Raw genomic sequence first — 13,989 nt, 5'->3', positions numbered from 1 at the left:
CGACCATGGACGGGCCGGGGTTGAGATACCCGGCTGTCCACGGAGATATCAGGTCACATATGTCACGAGATACCACGGATGTGGCGGACCGGCGAACCCTGCTGAAACTGACCGGCGGTGCGGGACTCGTCGCCCTGTCGGGCTGTCTGAGCACGACGGACGACGGCGACGGAAGCGACGGGGACGGCGGCGACGGCGGCGACGACGGAACGGACGGTGAGGACGGCGGCGACGGCTCCGACGGCGACGACGGGGGGTCGGCCGGCCCGTACGAGATCGGGATGGTCGACTCGCAGACCGGGTCGCTGTCGGCGTTCGGCGAGCGGAATCAGCGCGGCGTCAACCTCGCCTTACAGCGCGTCAACGAGGTCGGCATCGACGGCCGGGAGCTCGACCTGATCGTCGAGGACTCCGAGAGCGAGAACCAGGGCGGGATCGCGGCCGCCCAGAAGCTCGTCAACCAGGACGGCGTGCCGTTCCTCATCGGCGCTGTCGGCTCCGGCGTCTCGCTGGCCATCTACGAGAGCGTCGTCGAGGGGACCGACGTCGTCCAGCTGAGCCAGAACTCCACCGGGCTCAACCTCACCGACTTCCCGGGGCTGCTCCGGATGTCGCCGTCGGGCCGCAGCCAGTCGCTCGCGCTCTCGAACCTCATCGCCGACGACGGCTACGACGAGGTGGCGGTCACCTACGTCAACAACGACTACGGCCAGAGCCTCACCGACGCGTTCGTCGACGCGTACGACGGCGAGGTCGTCTACAACACGCCCCACGACCAGGAGCAGCAGTCCTACTCCAGCGTCGTCTCGGAGATGAACGGCTCCGGCGCGGACGCGTGGCTGTTCATCACCTACCAGGCGGAGTTCACGACGATGGTCAACGAGGTGTTCTCGTCGGGGTACGAGGCGCAGTTCTACGGCGCCGACTCCGTCTCGGGCGACAACGTGCTGGAGAACACCCCCGAGGGGAGCATCGACGGGATGAAGATCGTCGTCCCCTCCGCGCCGATCGAGGAGGAGAACTACCAGTCGTTCGCCGACGCCTTCGAGTCGGAGTACGACCGGCAGCCGACCTCGTGGGCGGCGTACGCGTACGACTGCGTGATCAACGCCGCGCTCGCGATCCAGGCCGCCGACGAGTTCACCGGCGCGGCGCTTCAGGAGACGGTGCGACGGGTCTCCGGCCCGGAAGGCGAGGAGGTGACGTCGTTCGAGGCCGCGAGCGAGATCCTCGCCGACGGCGGCGGCCCGGACGACGTCGACTACCAGGGGGTCAGCGGTCCCATCGACTTCGACGAGAACGGGGATCCGGTCGGCTTCCTCCAGGTCCTGGAGGTCCAGGACCACGCGTACGAGGGCATCGACTTCATCGAAGGCTGATAGCACCGATGACCGTCCTCGGATACCTGGCCAACGGGCTGGTCTTCAGCAGCATCATCGTCCTCGGGAGCATCGGGCTGTCGCTCGTGTACAGCATCGCGGACTTCGCGAACTTCGCGCACGGCGACACGATGACGATCGGCGCGTACGCGGCGCTCGTGACCTTCGGCGCCGTCGGCGGGCTCGGGGGGGCCGTGCTGGGGCTCCCGTACGGCTTCTTCGTCGCCCTGGTCGCCGGCATCGCCGTCGCGGCGGTCGTCGCGGTCGGCACCGAGAAGCTCATCTACGAGCCGCTCGACGTCGACTCGATCGGCCTGCTGATCACGTCGATCGGGATCGCGTTCATCTACCGGGCGCTGATCCAGATCCGGTTCGGCTCCGACTTCACCCGGTTCGACCTGCGGCCGCTGCGACCGATCGAGTCGCTGGTGCCGTACGGCGTCCGGATAACGCTCCACGACGTCGCGATCGTCGGCTCCGCGGTGGTGCTCGTCGTCGGGCTCCACGTCCTGTTACAGTACACCGACCTGGGCCGGAAGATGCGCGCGATGGCGGACAACCCGGACCTCGCCCGCGTCAGCGGTATCCGAACGAAGCGCGTGAAGCTGTGGACGTGGGTCATCGGCGCCGGGCTCGCGGGCGCGGGCGGCGTCTTCCTCGGCCTGTTCAACCAGCTCTCGCCGCGGATGGGGTTCAACCTCCTGCTGGTGATCTTCGCGGCGGTGATCCTCGGCGGGATCGGCTCCGTCTACGGCGCGATGGCGGGCGGCTTCCTCATCGGCATGATAAACCAGCTCACACCGTTCTTCTCCGACGTGATCGAGGCGTTACCGATCTGGCCGGGGTGGCTCGCGACCGCCCTGGAGAACCTGGTCACCATCGAGTACGCGAACGCGATCGCGTTCCTGATCATGGTCGCGGTGCTGCTCGTCCGGCCGAACGGGATCGCCGGGGAGGGGGCGACGTGAGCCTCCTCGACGGTCCGCGGGGGGCGGTCGACGACCTGACCCGCCCGGAGGGGTGGGTGCTCGGCGTCAGCGCCGCGTTCCTGCTGTTCCTGCTCGCCGCGCTGCTCACCGGCGCGCTCGGCCCGACGTACTTCCTGTTCCTCGTCGGACTGGCGGGGATGTACGCCCTGCTGTCGCTCGGGCTGAACGCCCAGTGGGGGTTCACCGGCCTGATCAACTTCAGCGTCGCCGCCTTCTTCGGGATCGGCGCGTACGGCTCCGCGCTGATGACCGCGAGCGGGTCGCCGGTCGCGGGCGGGTTCAACCCCCTCGTCGGGCTCGTCGTCGCGCTCGCCGCCGCGTTCGCGCTGGCGCTTTTGATCGGAGTCCCGACGCTCCGGCTCCGGGCGGACTACCTCGCCATCGCGTCGCTCGGGCTCGCGGAGGTCGTGCGGCTGGTCGTGCTCAACGAGCGCTGGCTCACGAACGGCAGCGCTGGGGTCCGCGGTATCCCCGGCTTCTTCGCCGGGTGGCCGGTGCTCTCGACGTTCCCGGAGGTGATGCCCGGGCTCCGGGTGGAGGTGATCCCCGGGTCGCCGGTGATCCTGGAGACCGCGTTCTGGCAGGCGTCGCTGAACGTCCTGCTGGTGCTCGCGTTCGCGGGGGGCGCGTACTTCGTCCTCCGGCGCGCGCACCGGTCGCCGTGGGGGCGGGTGCTGCGCACGATCCGCTCCGACGAGGACCTCGCCCGGGCGCTCGGCAAGGACACCTACTCGTTCAAGATGCAGTCGTTCGTCATCGGGAGCCTGATCATGGCGCTTGCCGGCGTCTTCTACACGCACCTGAACCTCTACGTCGGGCCGGGCGACCTCGACCCGATCACGACGTTCTACGCGTGGGTCGCCGTGATCTTGGGCGGCAGCGGCTCCAACCGCGGGGCGCTGTTCGGCGGCATCGTCATCGTCACCATCCGCGAGGGGACCCGATTCTTGAACGACGTGGCGCTGCCGATCGACCCCGCGCCGCTGCGGCTGCTGCTGATTGGGGTCGTGATCGTCGCCGTGATGCGCTACCGGCCGCAGGGAATCCTCCCGCCGCAGCGCGAGCTGATCTGGCCGAGCGCGGTCGACGGTCGGGGGGCGCCCGAGACGCCCGACACCGGCGTCCGCGACCGGAAGGGAGGTGAGGGCGGTGAGTGAGGGCGCCCTCCCGAAGGACGACGCCGTCCTGCGCGTCGACGACCTCCAGAAGTCGTTCGGCGGGCTCGCGGCGACCGACCACGCGACGTTCGCGGTCGAGCGCGGCACCATCACCGGGCTCATCGGCCCGAACGGCGCCGGGAAGTCGACGCTGTTCAACCTCATCTCCGGCTTCTACGAGCCCGACGGGGGGACCGTGGAGGTGAACGGGACCGACGTGACGGGGATGGAGCCGTACGAGGTCGCCGAGCACGGGCTCGTTCGGACGTTCCAGACCCCGCGCAAGCTGGAGGGGATGACGGTCCGGGAGGCGATGCTGGTCGGGCCGCGGAACCAGCCCGGCGAGTCGTTCCTCAGGCTGTTCGCGTCGCCCGGGTCGGTCGGCGAGAGCGAGTCGGCGAACCTCGCCGAGGCGGAGCGGATCCTGGCGGAGTTCGAGATCGACCACCTCGCGACGCAGCCGGCGACCGACATCTCCGGCGGCCAGATGAAGCTCGTCGAGCTCGCGCGGGCGATGCTCGCCGAGCCGGAGATCCTCCTGCTCGACGAGCCGGTGGCGGGGGTGAACCCGACGCTCGCGAAGAAGCTGAAAGAACAGATCCGGCGGCTCAACGAGCAGGGGACGACGTTCCTGCTCATCGAGCACGACATGGAGTTCGTGATGGACGTAGCGGACCCGATCGTCGTCCTCGATCAGGGGCACGTCCTGACCGAGGGGACGCCGGAGGGGGTCCGCAGCGACGACCGCGTCGTCGACGCGTACCTCGGAGGCGGCACATGAGCGACGAGGCGACCGGCCCCGCGAACGGGGGTCACGACGGGACCGATCCCGTGCTCTCGCTGTCGAACGTCGACGGCGGGTACGGCGAGGTACAGGTGCTCGACGACTGCTCGATCCGGCTCGATCCGGGCGAGATCGTCTGTCTCGTGGGCCCGAACGGCGCCGGGAAGTCGACGGTGCTCAAGACGGCGTTCGGGATGTTGACCCCGTGGACGGGGACCGTCGAGTACCACGGCCGCGAGATCGGCGGGATGCCGCCCGAGGAGATCGTCCGCGAGGGGATCGGCTACGTCCCCCAGACCGACAACGTGTTCGGCTCGCTGACGATCGACGAGAACCTGCGGATGGGGGGCGTGGCCCGCGAGGGCGGCCTCGACGAGGTGATCGAGACCCTCTACGACCGGTTCCCGATCATCGACGAGAAGCGCGGCTCGAAGGCGCGGACGCTCTCCGGCGGTCAGCGCCAGGTGCTGGCGTTCGCGCGGGCCCTGGTGATGGAGCCCGACGTGCTCCTCATCGACGAGCCGTCCGCGGGGCTCGCGCCCAACACCGCGGACGACGTGTTCGAGGACGTTCAGGAGGTCAACGACATGGACACGGCGATCCTCATGGTCGAGCAGAACGTGACGAAGGGGCTCGGCATCTCCGACCGCGGCTACGTCCTCGACCAGGGGACCGTCCGGTTCGAGGGCACCCCGGAGGAGCTGTTGAACGACGAGGAGGTCTCCCAGCTGTACCTGGGCGGCTGAGCCTCCGTCCGCGGCGATCGACTCCTCGCCGGCTCCGATCCGTATCGCCGTCTTCAACACCCGACGCCGACCTTCCGCGAACGGACCGCGACTCGGCCGCTCGCCCCACGCCATGACGACCACGCTCGGACGGTACGCGTTCGCGCTCGCCCCGCTCGCAGCCGCGGCGCTGTGGGGCGGGATGTACGTCGTCAGCAAGTGGGGGTTCGCGCTGATCCCGCCCGTGACGCTCGGGTTCCTCCGGGTCGCGCTGGGTGCCGCGGCGCTCTGGCTCGTCGTCGCCGGCCGGGGCGGGGTCGCGCCGCCGCGCGACGAGTGGGCGACGTTCGCGGCGCTCGGCGGGTGGGTGACCCTGACGGTCGCGACCCAGTTCGTCGGCACCGAGCTGACGAACGCCAGCCAGGGGTCGCTGCTGACGGTGTTGACGCCCGTGTTCACCGTCGCGCTCGGCGCGCTCGTGCTCGGCGAGCGCGTCACGGCGACGAAGGCGGCCGGGATGGCGCTCGCGGGCGTCGGCACCGCGGTCGTCCTCGCCGGGCGGTACGAGCTCGCGTCGGTCGCCGCCGGCAACCTCCTCGGGGTGGGGCTGCTGCTCGTCGCGAGCGCGGCGTGGGCCGGCTACACCGTCTGGGGGCTCCGGGCGGTCAGGCGCCACGGGGCGCTCCGCGCGGCGACGTACTCCTCGCTGGCGAGCGTCCCGATGCTGGGGGTTCTCGCCGGCGGCGAGCTGTGGTACCTCGGCCGTTCGCCCGCCGACCTCCCGCTGACCGTCGAGTCGGCCGGCGCCGTGCTGTACCTCGGCGTCGCGTCGACGGCGGCGGCGTGGTTCCTCTGGTACAAGGGCCTGGAGTACGTCTCCGCCGGGACCGTCGCCGCGTTCTTCTTCGCGCAGCCCGTCGTCGGGGCGGCGCTCGGCGCGGCGCTGCTGGGCGAGGCGCTCGGTCCGGGGTTCCTCGCCGGCGGCGCGCTGATGGCCGTCGGCATCTGGATCGTCAGCCGGGAGCGCGCCGAGCCGCCCGACGAGTCGCCGGACCCGACCGCGGGGTGAGCCGGGAGTCGCGGCCGCGGGACCCCCGACTGCGGACGCCGACGGGTCCCCGACCCCTACGCCGTCCGCTTCTCCAACTCCCCCTTCAGCTCCGCGGCCTCGAAGTCGTGGTCGGGGCGGATCGCGACGAAGTCGAGGAACCGCCGGGCCGCGAGCAGCTCGTCGGTCGAGTAGCCGCCGAGCGCGGCGCCGATCGCGTCGGGCGCGCCGATCAGGGGTTCCAGCGCCGCGAGCGCGCTCGCGAGGTCGTACGACCGCGCCGACTCGCGGCCCGCCTCGCTCACGCTCGTCGCGTCGATGACGTACAGCTCGCCGTCCCGCACGAGGACGTTCTCCGCCCGGAGGTCGCCGTGGGCGAGCCCGGCGTCGTGGATGGTCCGGAGCGTCGCGAACAGCGCGGGCGCCAGCTCGGCGACCGCCGCCCGGTCGAGCTCGTCGAGCGTCCGGAACTCGGGGAGGTACTCCAAGACGACGACGCCGAGGTCGCCGACCTCCAGCGCCTCGATCGGCTCCGGCGCGTTGACGCCGAGCCCCCTCACCCTGCGAGTCGCCTCCAGCTCGTGGCGGGCCATCTCGTAGGGCGTCTCGTAGCGCTCGAAGAAGCCCTCGGTGCCGGCGGAGACGGCCCCGAGGTTCCGCCCGGTGGTGAACAGCGTGTGGACGAGCGTGTTCTGTCTCGTGATCACCTTCACGAACAGGTCGTCGTCGACGACCATCGGCGTCGACAGCCAGTTGTCGGCGTCGAGGAACCGCACCCGCATCCCGTCGCGGTCGTACCGGTCCGCCAGCTCCCGGACGACCCGCTCGATGTCGGGCCAGTCCACGCGACCGCGCACGAGCCGGCGGAGCTCCATGTGGAGACCGAACGCGGCGACGGGACATAAGTGGCGTCCCCGGTCGGCGCCCGGAGGCGCGGTTGGGGGCCGAGACGGGCTCGCGACCGAGAGGTGAGGCGGGCGCGCGACCGGGAGGCGGGGGCGAGCGCGTAGAATCGATCACGGTCGTTCGCATCGTTTATGCCGGCGGGTCGCAATTCTTGCCCATGGACTTCGAGCTACCCGCGGAACACCGGATGATACGCGACACCGTCCGGGAGTTCTGCGAGGAGGAGATCCGGCCGATCGCTCAGGAGATCGAGGACGAGCACCGGTTCCCCGACGAGGTCTTCGCCGACCTGAACGACCTCGATATGATGGGCGTCCCCGTGAGCGAGGAGTACGGCGGGCTCGGCGGCGACCAGCTCATGTACGCCCTCGTCACCGAGGAGCTCGGCCGCGTCTCGGGCGGGATCGGCCTCTCGTACGCCGCCCACACCTCCCTCGGCGCGAAGCCGATCGAGCTGTTCGGGACCCACGAGCAGAAGGAGGAATGGCTCCGACCCCTCGCCGAGGGCGGCGAGATCGGCGCGTGGGCGCTCACCGAGCCCGGCAGCGGCTCCGACGCCTCCGACATGGACACGACCGCCGAGTTCGACGCCGACGCCGGCGAGTACGTGCTGAACGGGACGAAGCAGTTCATCACGAACGCGAACGTCGCCAACAGCGTGCTGGTGAAGGCCGTCACCGACCCGGACGCCGGCTACGACGGGATCTCGACGTTCATCGTCGACCCCGACGACGACGGGTTCGAGATCGCGACCGTCTGGGACAAGATGGGGCTCAACTCCTCGCCGACCTGCGAGATCAGGCTGGACGACGTGCGGATCCCGGCGGACCGGCTGCTCGGCGAGGAGGGCGAGGGGTGGACGCAGACGATGAAGACGCTGGACGGCGGCCGGATCTCCATCGCGGCGCTGTCGGTCGGGCTCGCGCAGGGGGCGTACGAAGCGGCCAAGGAGTACGCCGGCGAGCGCGAGCAGTTCGGGAAGCCGATCGCGAAGTTCGACACGATCCGCGACAAGGTCGTCCACATGCACCGGCAGACGGAGCGCGCGCGGCTGCTCACGCATAAGGCGGCGACGAGGTACGACGCCGGCGAGTCGGTGACGAGGGAGTCGTCGCTGGCGAAGCTCGACGCCAGCGAGGCGGCCCGCGAGGTGGCCGAGGAGGCGGTCCAGACGCTCGGCGGCTACGGCTACACCACGGACTTCGCGCCGCAGCGCTTCTACCGCGACGCGAAGCTGATGGAGATCGGCGAGGGGACGAGCGAGATCCAGCACGTGGTGCTCGGCCGGGAGCTCGGGCTGTAGCCTCCGAGCCGCTTCCGCGACCGCCGAGCGGTCGCGCCCTCACTTCCGCGCGACGATCCGGAGCACGTCCTCGTCGGCCAGCTCGTGGCCCTTCCCGACCTGCTGGTCGTCGTGTTTCGCGCTCGGGCCGGAGACGCGCGCGAACTTGAACCGCTCGTCGAACTCCCCGCCGATCTTCGCGCAGGCGTCGCCGACCGTGTCGCCCTCGAAGAGGATGAGCGGCTCCTCGTAGTCGACGCCGCGGCCGGGCTTGTCCATGTAGATCCGGATGACGCCGAGCTCCTCCCAGAGGCGCTCCTTGAGCCCGTCGAGCCCGAGCTCCTTCTCGGCGGAGATGAAGAGCACGTCGTCGGGGTCGAGGTCGCGCTCGCGGAGCTCCTCCTTGACGGTCGGGAGGTAGCTCCTGTCGATGAGGTCGGCCTTGTTCACCGTGACCATCGACGGGAGGTACTCCCGGTTGTCCATCACGGCGTCGACGAGCTCGTCGATCGTGAGGTCGTGGGGGATCGTCACCTTCGCGTTGACGTACCCGTACTCGCGGAGCACCTGCTTGACCGTCTCCTCGTCGAGGCTCACCTCGTCGCTCATCGTCACGCCGAGCCCGTCCTTGTGCGTCTTCCGGATGTTGATGTTCGGCGGCTCCGTGTCGAGGCGGATGTTGGTCGCGTACAGCTCCTCGCGGAGCCGGTCGTACTGCTCGATCTCGAAGACGGAGAGCATGAACACCACGAGGTCTGCGGTCCGGACGACCGAGAGCACCTCCTTCCCGCCGCCGCGGCCGCCCGCGGCGCCCTCGATCAGCCCCGGCACGTCGAGGATCTGGATGTTCGCGCCGCGGTACTTCAGCATGCCGGGGTTGACGTCGAGCGTCGTGAACTCGTAGGAGCCGACCTCGCTGTCGGCGTTGGTGAGGGCGTTGATGAGGGTGGACTTGCCCACGCTCGGGAACCCGACCAAGGCGACCGTGGCGTCGCCGTGCTTCTCGACCGCATAGCCGTGGCCGCCGCCGGCGGAGGACTGGTTCTCCAGCTTCTCCTTCTTCTCCGCGAGCTTCGCCTTCAGGCGCCCGATGTGGGCCTCCGTGGCCTTGTTGTAGGGCGTCTCGGCGATCTCCTCGCGGAGGTCCTCGATCTCCTCTTCCAGTCCCATTGGCGTACTGTCGGCCGTTCGCCTCGTTAAAGGTGTTCCTTCGGTCCGTCGGAGGGTTCGCAGACCGGTCGGGGACCGGCCGCCGCGGTCCGCGAGAGCCCTCCGGGATCCGCCCGCTGCGGCGGTCCGTGCGACTCTCGCGGCGGTCCGTTCGAGTCCGTCTCGACGGTCCGTGCGAGTCGGCCGCGATCGTGTCGATACTTCGATACGGTTATTATCCGCCACGCGCGACCCACACGCACGTCGAATGCCCGATCCGTCGAGCCTCCGTGACAGCACGCAGATCGTCCTCCCGTGTCGCGCCCTCGACGGCATCGGCGGGCGGTTCCGGGAGCGGTTCACCGTGACGGTCGTGGAGGCCGACGGCTACTGTCGGATCATCGGCAGCCCGGTCGAGATCAAGGCCGCGAGCGACTTCCTCGCGCGGAACGGCGTCGCGGTCGCGTAGGGAGGTCGGCGCGGTCCGGGAAGGGAGTCGCGGTCGCCGGGTCGCGGTTTCTTCGCCGACCGTTCGCCGAGGAGATCTGAGACGCTGACCGGGACGCGGTCGTCTCGCGGGGCGCGACGGGAACGGATCGACGGGACCGCACTCAGCCGATGACGCCGACGAGGAGCTGGACCGCGATGAGGACGAGGAAGACGAGCCCCGCGGCGAACGAGCCCGCCGCGACGCCGTGCGCGTTCCCGAGCCCGCGCCCCCGGGCGCTGAAGTAGGCGCCGAGGAAGACGAAGCCGGTCACGAGCAGCCCGACCGCGGCGTAGGTGACGCCGAGGAGGCTGCCGGAAAGCCCCTCCGGGAGCCCGAAGCTGCCGACCGCGAGCAGCGCGACAGCGCCGATGCCGACCGTGACGACGACGAAGGTGACGGCCCACACGACCGGCCGGCGGACGAAGTCGCGGAGCGCGCCGACGACGACGGCGTATCTGTCGTGCGACGCGTCCGTCCCGGGCGCCGTCCGCCGCGCGCCGACCTTCGCGACGGCGAGGAAGGTGGCCGCGGCGAGCAGCCCCATTAGTGCCGTGCTCAAGAGCGTGAGTGAGACCATGGTGGGGTTCGTTGTTAGGCGGTCCGTTCGCGTGTACAAATAGCCTTCGTATACGCGTTCGGATCGGCTCTTCGTCCCCGTCGGAGAGGCGTCGGATCGGGGGGCGGACACGGGGTTTCCGGTCGCGCTACACAAGAGCTAAGTGTGCCATCGCCAAGTGTGAGTCAAGAGCTGATAGAGGAACATGATAGATCCAATTATCCTGCAACCCGGGGGCGACTGGCGCGCGCAGGCGGAGGTGTTCGAGGAGATATTCTTCGTCTTCCTCGCGCTCGGGACGCTCGTCGGGACGATCGTCGTCGCATACACGCTGTGGAACGTGTACAAGTACCGCGACGACGGAGGCGAACCGAAAGAGAGCTTCGACGCGCCGACGGTCGGCGAACTCCCGACGGGACAGGGCGGTCCGAAGGCGAAGAAGCTGTTCCTGTCGTTCGGGCTGAGCGCGATCGTCGTCATCAGTCTCGTCGTGTACGCGTACGGCATCCTCCTCTACGTCGAGGAGGGCCCCGACACGGGTGACGAGGGCGATATCGAGATCCTCGTCGAGGGGTATCAGTTCGGCTGGGAGTACGAGTATCCGAACGGTCACACCACGACCGGCGAGATGGTCGTGCCGGCCGACCAGCGCATCGACATCGAGGTGACCTCACGCGACGTCTGGCACAACTTCGGCTCGTCGGAGTTGCGGATAAAATCCGACGCTATCCCCGGAGAGACCAACTCCAACTGGTTCTCCGTGAGTTCCGAGGAGGTCGAGGCGCAGGGCGGTGAGGCGACGTACAGGGTCGAGTGCTTCGAGCTGTGCGGACAGGGGCACTCGGCGATGAAAGGGCAGATCACGGTCCTCCCGCAGGACGAGTGGCGGGAGTGGTACGAGGAGACGGGCGGCGACGCCGCGGAGGGTAACTCCTCCAGCGCGAGCGTGAGCGCCGCCGTTGGGGGTGTTCCCGCGTGAGCGAGCTCCCGCCGACGACCTCCGTCAAGCGCTGGCTCGTGACGACGAACCACAAGGACGTCGGCATCCTCTACACGATCACCGCGCTGTTCTTCCTGCTGTTCGGCGGCGTGCTGGCGCTGCTGATCCGCGTTCAGCTCTGGGACCCCGCGAACCAGGTGCTCTCCGGACTCGCGTACAACGAAGCGGTGACGGCCCACGGGCTGATAATGGTGTTCTGGTTCCTCTCGCCGTTCGCCTTCGGCTTCGCGAACTACTTCGTCCCGCTCCAGATCGGTGCCGACGACTTGGCCTTCCCGCGGCTGAACGCGCTCTCGTACTGGATGTACCTGTTCTCCGGCGTACTGCTGGGAGTCAGCTTCTTCCAGGGCGGCACGCTGAGCGCCGGCTGGACGATGTACGCCCCGCTCAACATCCCGATGTACACGCCGAGCATCGGGTCGACGGGGGCAGTCCTCGCGCTCGCGGTGTTCATCATCGGAGTCACCGCCTCGTCGGTGAACTTCCTCGTGTCGATCCACCACTCGCGCGCCGAGGGGATGGGGATCATGGACATGCCGATGTTCACGTGGAGCATCCTCGCGACCGTGTGGATGATGCTGTTCGCGTTCGCCGCGATGCTCGCCGCGGGGCTTATCCTCGCCGCCGACCGCGTGCTCGGCTCGGTGTACTTCTCGGCGACTGAGGGCGGCTCCCTCCTGTGGGGGCACCTGTTCTGGTTCTTCGGTCACCCGGAGGTGTACATCGTCTTCTTCCCGGCGCTCGGCGTCATGTTGGAGCTGTTCCAGACGTTCTCCGGCCGCCGGCTCGTCGGCCGGAAGTGGGTCATCATCTCCATCTGTCTCATCTCCGTCCAGTCGTTCCTCGTGTGGATGCACCACATGTTCCTCACGACGATCAACCTGGAGATCAAGACGCTGATGATGGCGACAACCATCGGCATCTCGCTCCCCTTCGACCTCGTCGTCTTCTCGCTGATCTACACGCTGATCAAGGGGCGGATCCAGTTCACGACGCCGTTCCTCTTCGCGTTCGGCGCGCTCCTGCTGTTCATTCTCGGGGGCATCACCGGGGTGTTCCTCGGCGCCATCGTCCTCGACTACGAGTTCCGCGGCACCTACTGGGTGGTCGCGCACTTCCACTACGTGATGTTCGGGGGGGCGACGGCGCTGTTCGGCGGGGCCTACTACTGGTTCCCGAAGATCACGGGGAAGATGTACGACGAGCTGCTGGGGAAGCTCCACTTCGTGATCTTCTTCGTCAGCTTCAACATGGTGTACTTCTCCATGTTCCTCGCCTGGGAGACCCCGCGCCGCGTCTTCGAGTACAACCCCGAGTTCCAGTCGTTCCACCAGATCGGGACGATCGGGGCGTTCATCCTCGGGTTCTCCTTCTTTATCATGTTCTACAACTTCGCGAAGTCGTACGTCTCCGGCCCCGAGGCGGGCGACAACCCGTGGGACTACTCGCGGACCGCCGAGTGGGCGGTCTCCTCGCCGCCGCCGCTCGAAAACTGGCCGAACCGGCCGTCGTACGCGTCCGGGAAGCTCGAGTTCGTGAAGGACTTCGTCCCCGACGGCGGGCCCGCGGTGAAGACCGACGGCGACGGGAACGCCGCGACCGACGGCGGCGACACGCACTCGGACCACATCAAGGAGTACCCGTACTGGGACAAACACCCGAGCCACGCGAGCATCTGGCCGTTCGCCCTCTCGCTGATGACCGCGTTCTTCATGTTCGGGCTCTCCGGGTTCGCCGACTCGGTCACGTTCATCGTCGGCGAGTCGCTCGCGTCGACGAGCGTCGAGATTTCGAGCTTCCTCTACCCGACGTTCATCCTCGTCGGCTTCGTCGGGCTGGTCGCGTCCGGCGTGATGTGGGGGTTAGAGGACTTCTACGCGCCACCGAGCGAGTTCGCCGAGCGGTGGCCGTTCAACGGCGTCGAGAAGGTGAAGCTGGGGATGTGGTTCTTCCTAGCGTCCGACGTCATCGTCTTCGGGGCGTTCCTCTCGGCGGCCATCTTCGTCCGGTACAACGCCGGCTGGATGACGTGGGAGCCGCTGACGGAGTCACTCCCGGGGCTCATCAACACGTTCGTGCTGATCACCTCCTCGTTCACGGTGATCCTGGCGCTCGTCGCGGCCCACCGAGAGAGCCGGAAGGGGCTGTTGGCCTCGCTCGGCGCGACGATCCTGCTCGGGTTCACCTTCCTGGCGATCAAGATGTGGGAGTGGCACCACGAGATATACGACGTGGGCGTCCTCATCGCGCAGAACCCGTACGGCGACCCGGTGCAGGCGTCGATCTACTACGTCACCACGGGACTTCACGGCATCCACGTCGTCGGGGGACTCCTGATCGCCTGCTACCTGTTCGTCCGGGCCTACCAGGGCCACTACATGGACGACGAGCGGCCGGTGGAGTACTTCGGCCTCTACTGGCACTTCGTCGACATCGTCTGGGTGTTCATCTTCCCGCTGTTCTACCTCTTCTGAGGCGGCGGTCGCGGTCCCGTTTCCGACGGTTCTTTTCTAGGCCGACCGCG

13 protein-coding genes are annotated in these 13,989 nt (G+C 68.7%); 10 read left to right on the top strand and 3 right to left on the bottom strand.

Annotated features, from left to right (window positions below; all coding sequences use genetic code 11):
- Positions 1 to 59 precede the first annotated feature (59 nt).
- From ACFQMF_RS06750 to ACFQMF_RS06725, 6 genes are all read left to right on the top strand, one after another.
- Positions 60 to 1,379, top strand: a complete 1,320-nt coding sequence (locus ACFQMF_RS06750; RefSeq protein ID WP_256409374.1) for an ABC transporter substrate-binding protein — start codon at positions 60 to 62, stop codon at positions 1,377 to 1,379.
- Positions 1,380 to 1,387: 8 nt separating this feature from the next.
- Entirely contained in the window at positions 1,388 to 2,347 is a 960-nt protein-coding gene (locus ACFQMF_RS06745) for a branched-chain amino acid ABC transporter permease (protein WP_256409373.1), read from the top strand.
- Positions 2,344 to 3,525: a branched-chain amino acid ABC transporter permease gene (locus tag ACFQMF_RS06740; RefSeq protein WP_256409372.1), complete on the top strand. Its 1,182-nt coding sequence runs from the start codon at positions 2,344 to 2,346 to the stop codon at positions 3,523 to 3,525. Before ACFQMF_RS06745 ends, ACFQMF_RS06740 begins: the two co-directional genes overlap by 4 nt.
- On the top strand, positions 3,518 to 4,306 hold the full coding sequence (locus tag ACFQMF_RS06735) for an ABC transporter ATP-binding protein (protein WP_256409371.1): 789 nt from the start codon (positions 3,518 to 3,520) through the stop codon (positions 4,304 to 4,306). The genes ACFQMF_RS06740 and ACFQMF_RS06735 overlap by 8 nt, the downstream gene beginning before the upstream one ends.
- Entirely contained in the window at positions 4,303 to 5,055 is a 753-nt protein-coding gene (locus tag ACFQMF_RS06730; RefSeq protein WP_256409370.1) for an ABC transporter ATP-binding protein, read from the top strand. Before ACFQMF_RS06735 ends, ACFQMF_RS06730 begins: the two co-directional genes overlap by 4 nt.
- A gap of 112 nt (positions 5,056 to 5,167) precedes the next feature.
- Positions 5,168 to 6,103: a DMT family transporter gene (locus ACFQMF_RS06725; protein ID WP_256409369.1), complete on the top strand. Its 936-nt coding sequence runs from the start codon at positions 5,168 to 5,170 to the stop codon at positions 6,101 to 6,103.
- Between the two features lie 56 nt (positions 6,104 to 6,159).
- On the opposite strand, the gene ACFQMF_RS06720 is transcribed toward ACFQMF_RS06725, so the two are convergent.
- Positions 6,160 to 6,957, bottom strand: coding sequence for an RIO1 family regulatory kinase/ATPase domain-containing protein (locus ACFQMF_RS06720; RefSeq protein ID WP_256409368.1), 798 nt, complete (start codon positions 6,955 to 6,957; stop codon positions 6,160 to 6,162).
- Positions 6,958 to 7,145: 188 nt separating this feature from the next.
- On the opposite strand from ACFQMF_RS06720, the gene ACFQMF_RS06715 reads away from it, so the two are divergent.
- The gene (locus ACFQMF_RS06715) at positions 7,146 to 8,291 is read left to right on the top strand and encodes an acyl-CoA dehydrogenase family protein (protein ID WP_256409367.1); all 1,146 of its coding nucleotides are present in this window, start codon (positions 7,146 to 7,148) and stop codon (positions 8,289 to 8,291) included.
- Between the two features lie 39 nt (positions 8,292 to 8,330).
- Here the strand turns inward: ACFQMF_RS06715 and ACFQMF_RS06710 are convergent, their stop codons facing one another.
- Entirely contained in the window at positions 8,331 to 9,440 is a 1,110-nt protein-coding gene (locus ACFQMF_RS06710) for an OBG GTPase family GTP-binding protein (RefSeq protein ID WP_256409366.1), read from the bottom strand.
- A gap of 247 nt (positions 9,441 to 9,687) precedes the next feature.
- On the opposite strand from ACFQMF_RS06710, the gene ACFQMF_RS06705 reads away from it, so the two are divergent.
- On the top strand, positions 9,688 to 9,888 hold the full coding sequence (locus tag ACFQMF_RS06705) for a VNG_1110C family protein (protein WP_256409365.1): 201 nt from the start codon (positions 9,688 to 9,690) through the stop codon (positions 9,886 to 9,888).
- A gap of 142 nt (positions 9,889 to 10,030) precedes the next feature.
- On the opposite strand, the gene ACFQMF_RS06700 is transcribed toward ACFQMF_RS06705, so the two are convergent.
- Positions 10,031 to 10,486, bottom strand: a complete 456-nt coding sequence (locus ACFQMF_RS06700; protein WP_256409364.1) for a hypothetical protein — start codon at positions 10,484 to 10,486, stop codon at positions 10,031 to 10,033.
- A 184-nt stretch (positions 10,487 to 10,670) separates the two neighbouring features.
- Between ACFQMF_RS06700 and coxB the strand changes: the two genes are divergently transcribed.
- Both coxB and ACFQMF_RS06690 read left to right on the top strand, forming a co-directional pair.
- A complete protein-coding gene (gene coxB / locus ACFQMF_RS06695; protein WP_256409363.1) occupies positions 10,671 to 11,444 on the top strand; it encodes a cytochrome c oxidase subunit II in 774 nt (257 codons plus the stop codon).
- Positions 11,441 to 13,939, top strand: coding sequence for a cbb3-type cytochrome c oxidase subunit I (locus ACFQMF_RS06690; protein ID WP_256409362.1), 2,499 nt, complete (start codon positions 11,441 to 11,443; stop codon positions 13,937 to 13,939). Before coxB ends, ACFQMF_RS06690 begins: the two co-directional genes overlap by 4 nt.
- Positions 13,940 to 13,989: the final 50 nt, after the last annotated feature.

It is taken from the genome of Halorubrum rutilum, assembly GCF_042665015.1.
GTDB classification, from domain to species: Archaea; Halobacteriota; Halobacteria; order Halobacteriales; family Haloferacaceae; genus Halorubrum; species Halorubrum rutilum.
Note: the sequence above shows the minus strand (reverse complement) of the source record. Positions and strands in the feature narration are given on the sequence as shown.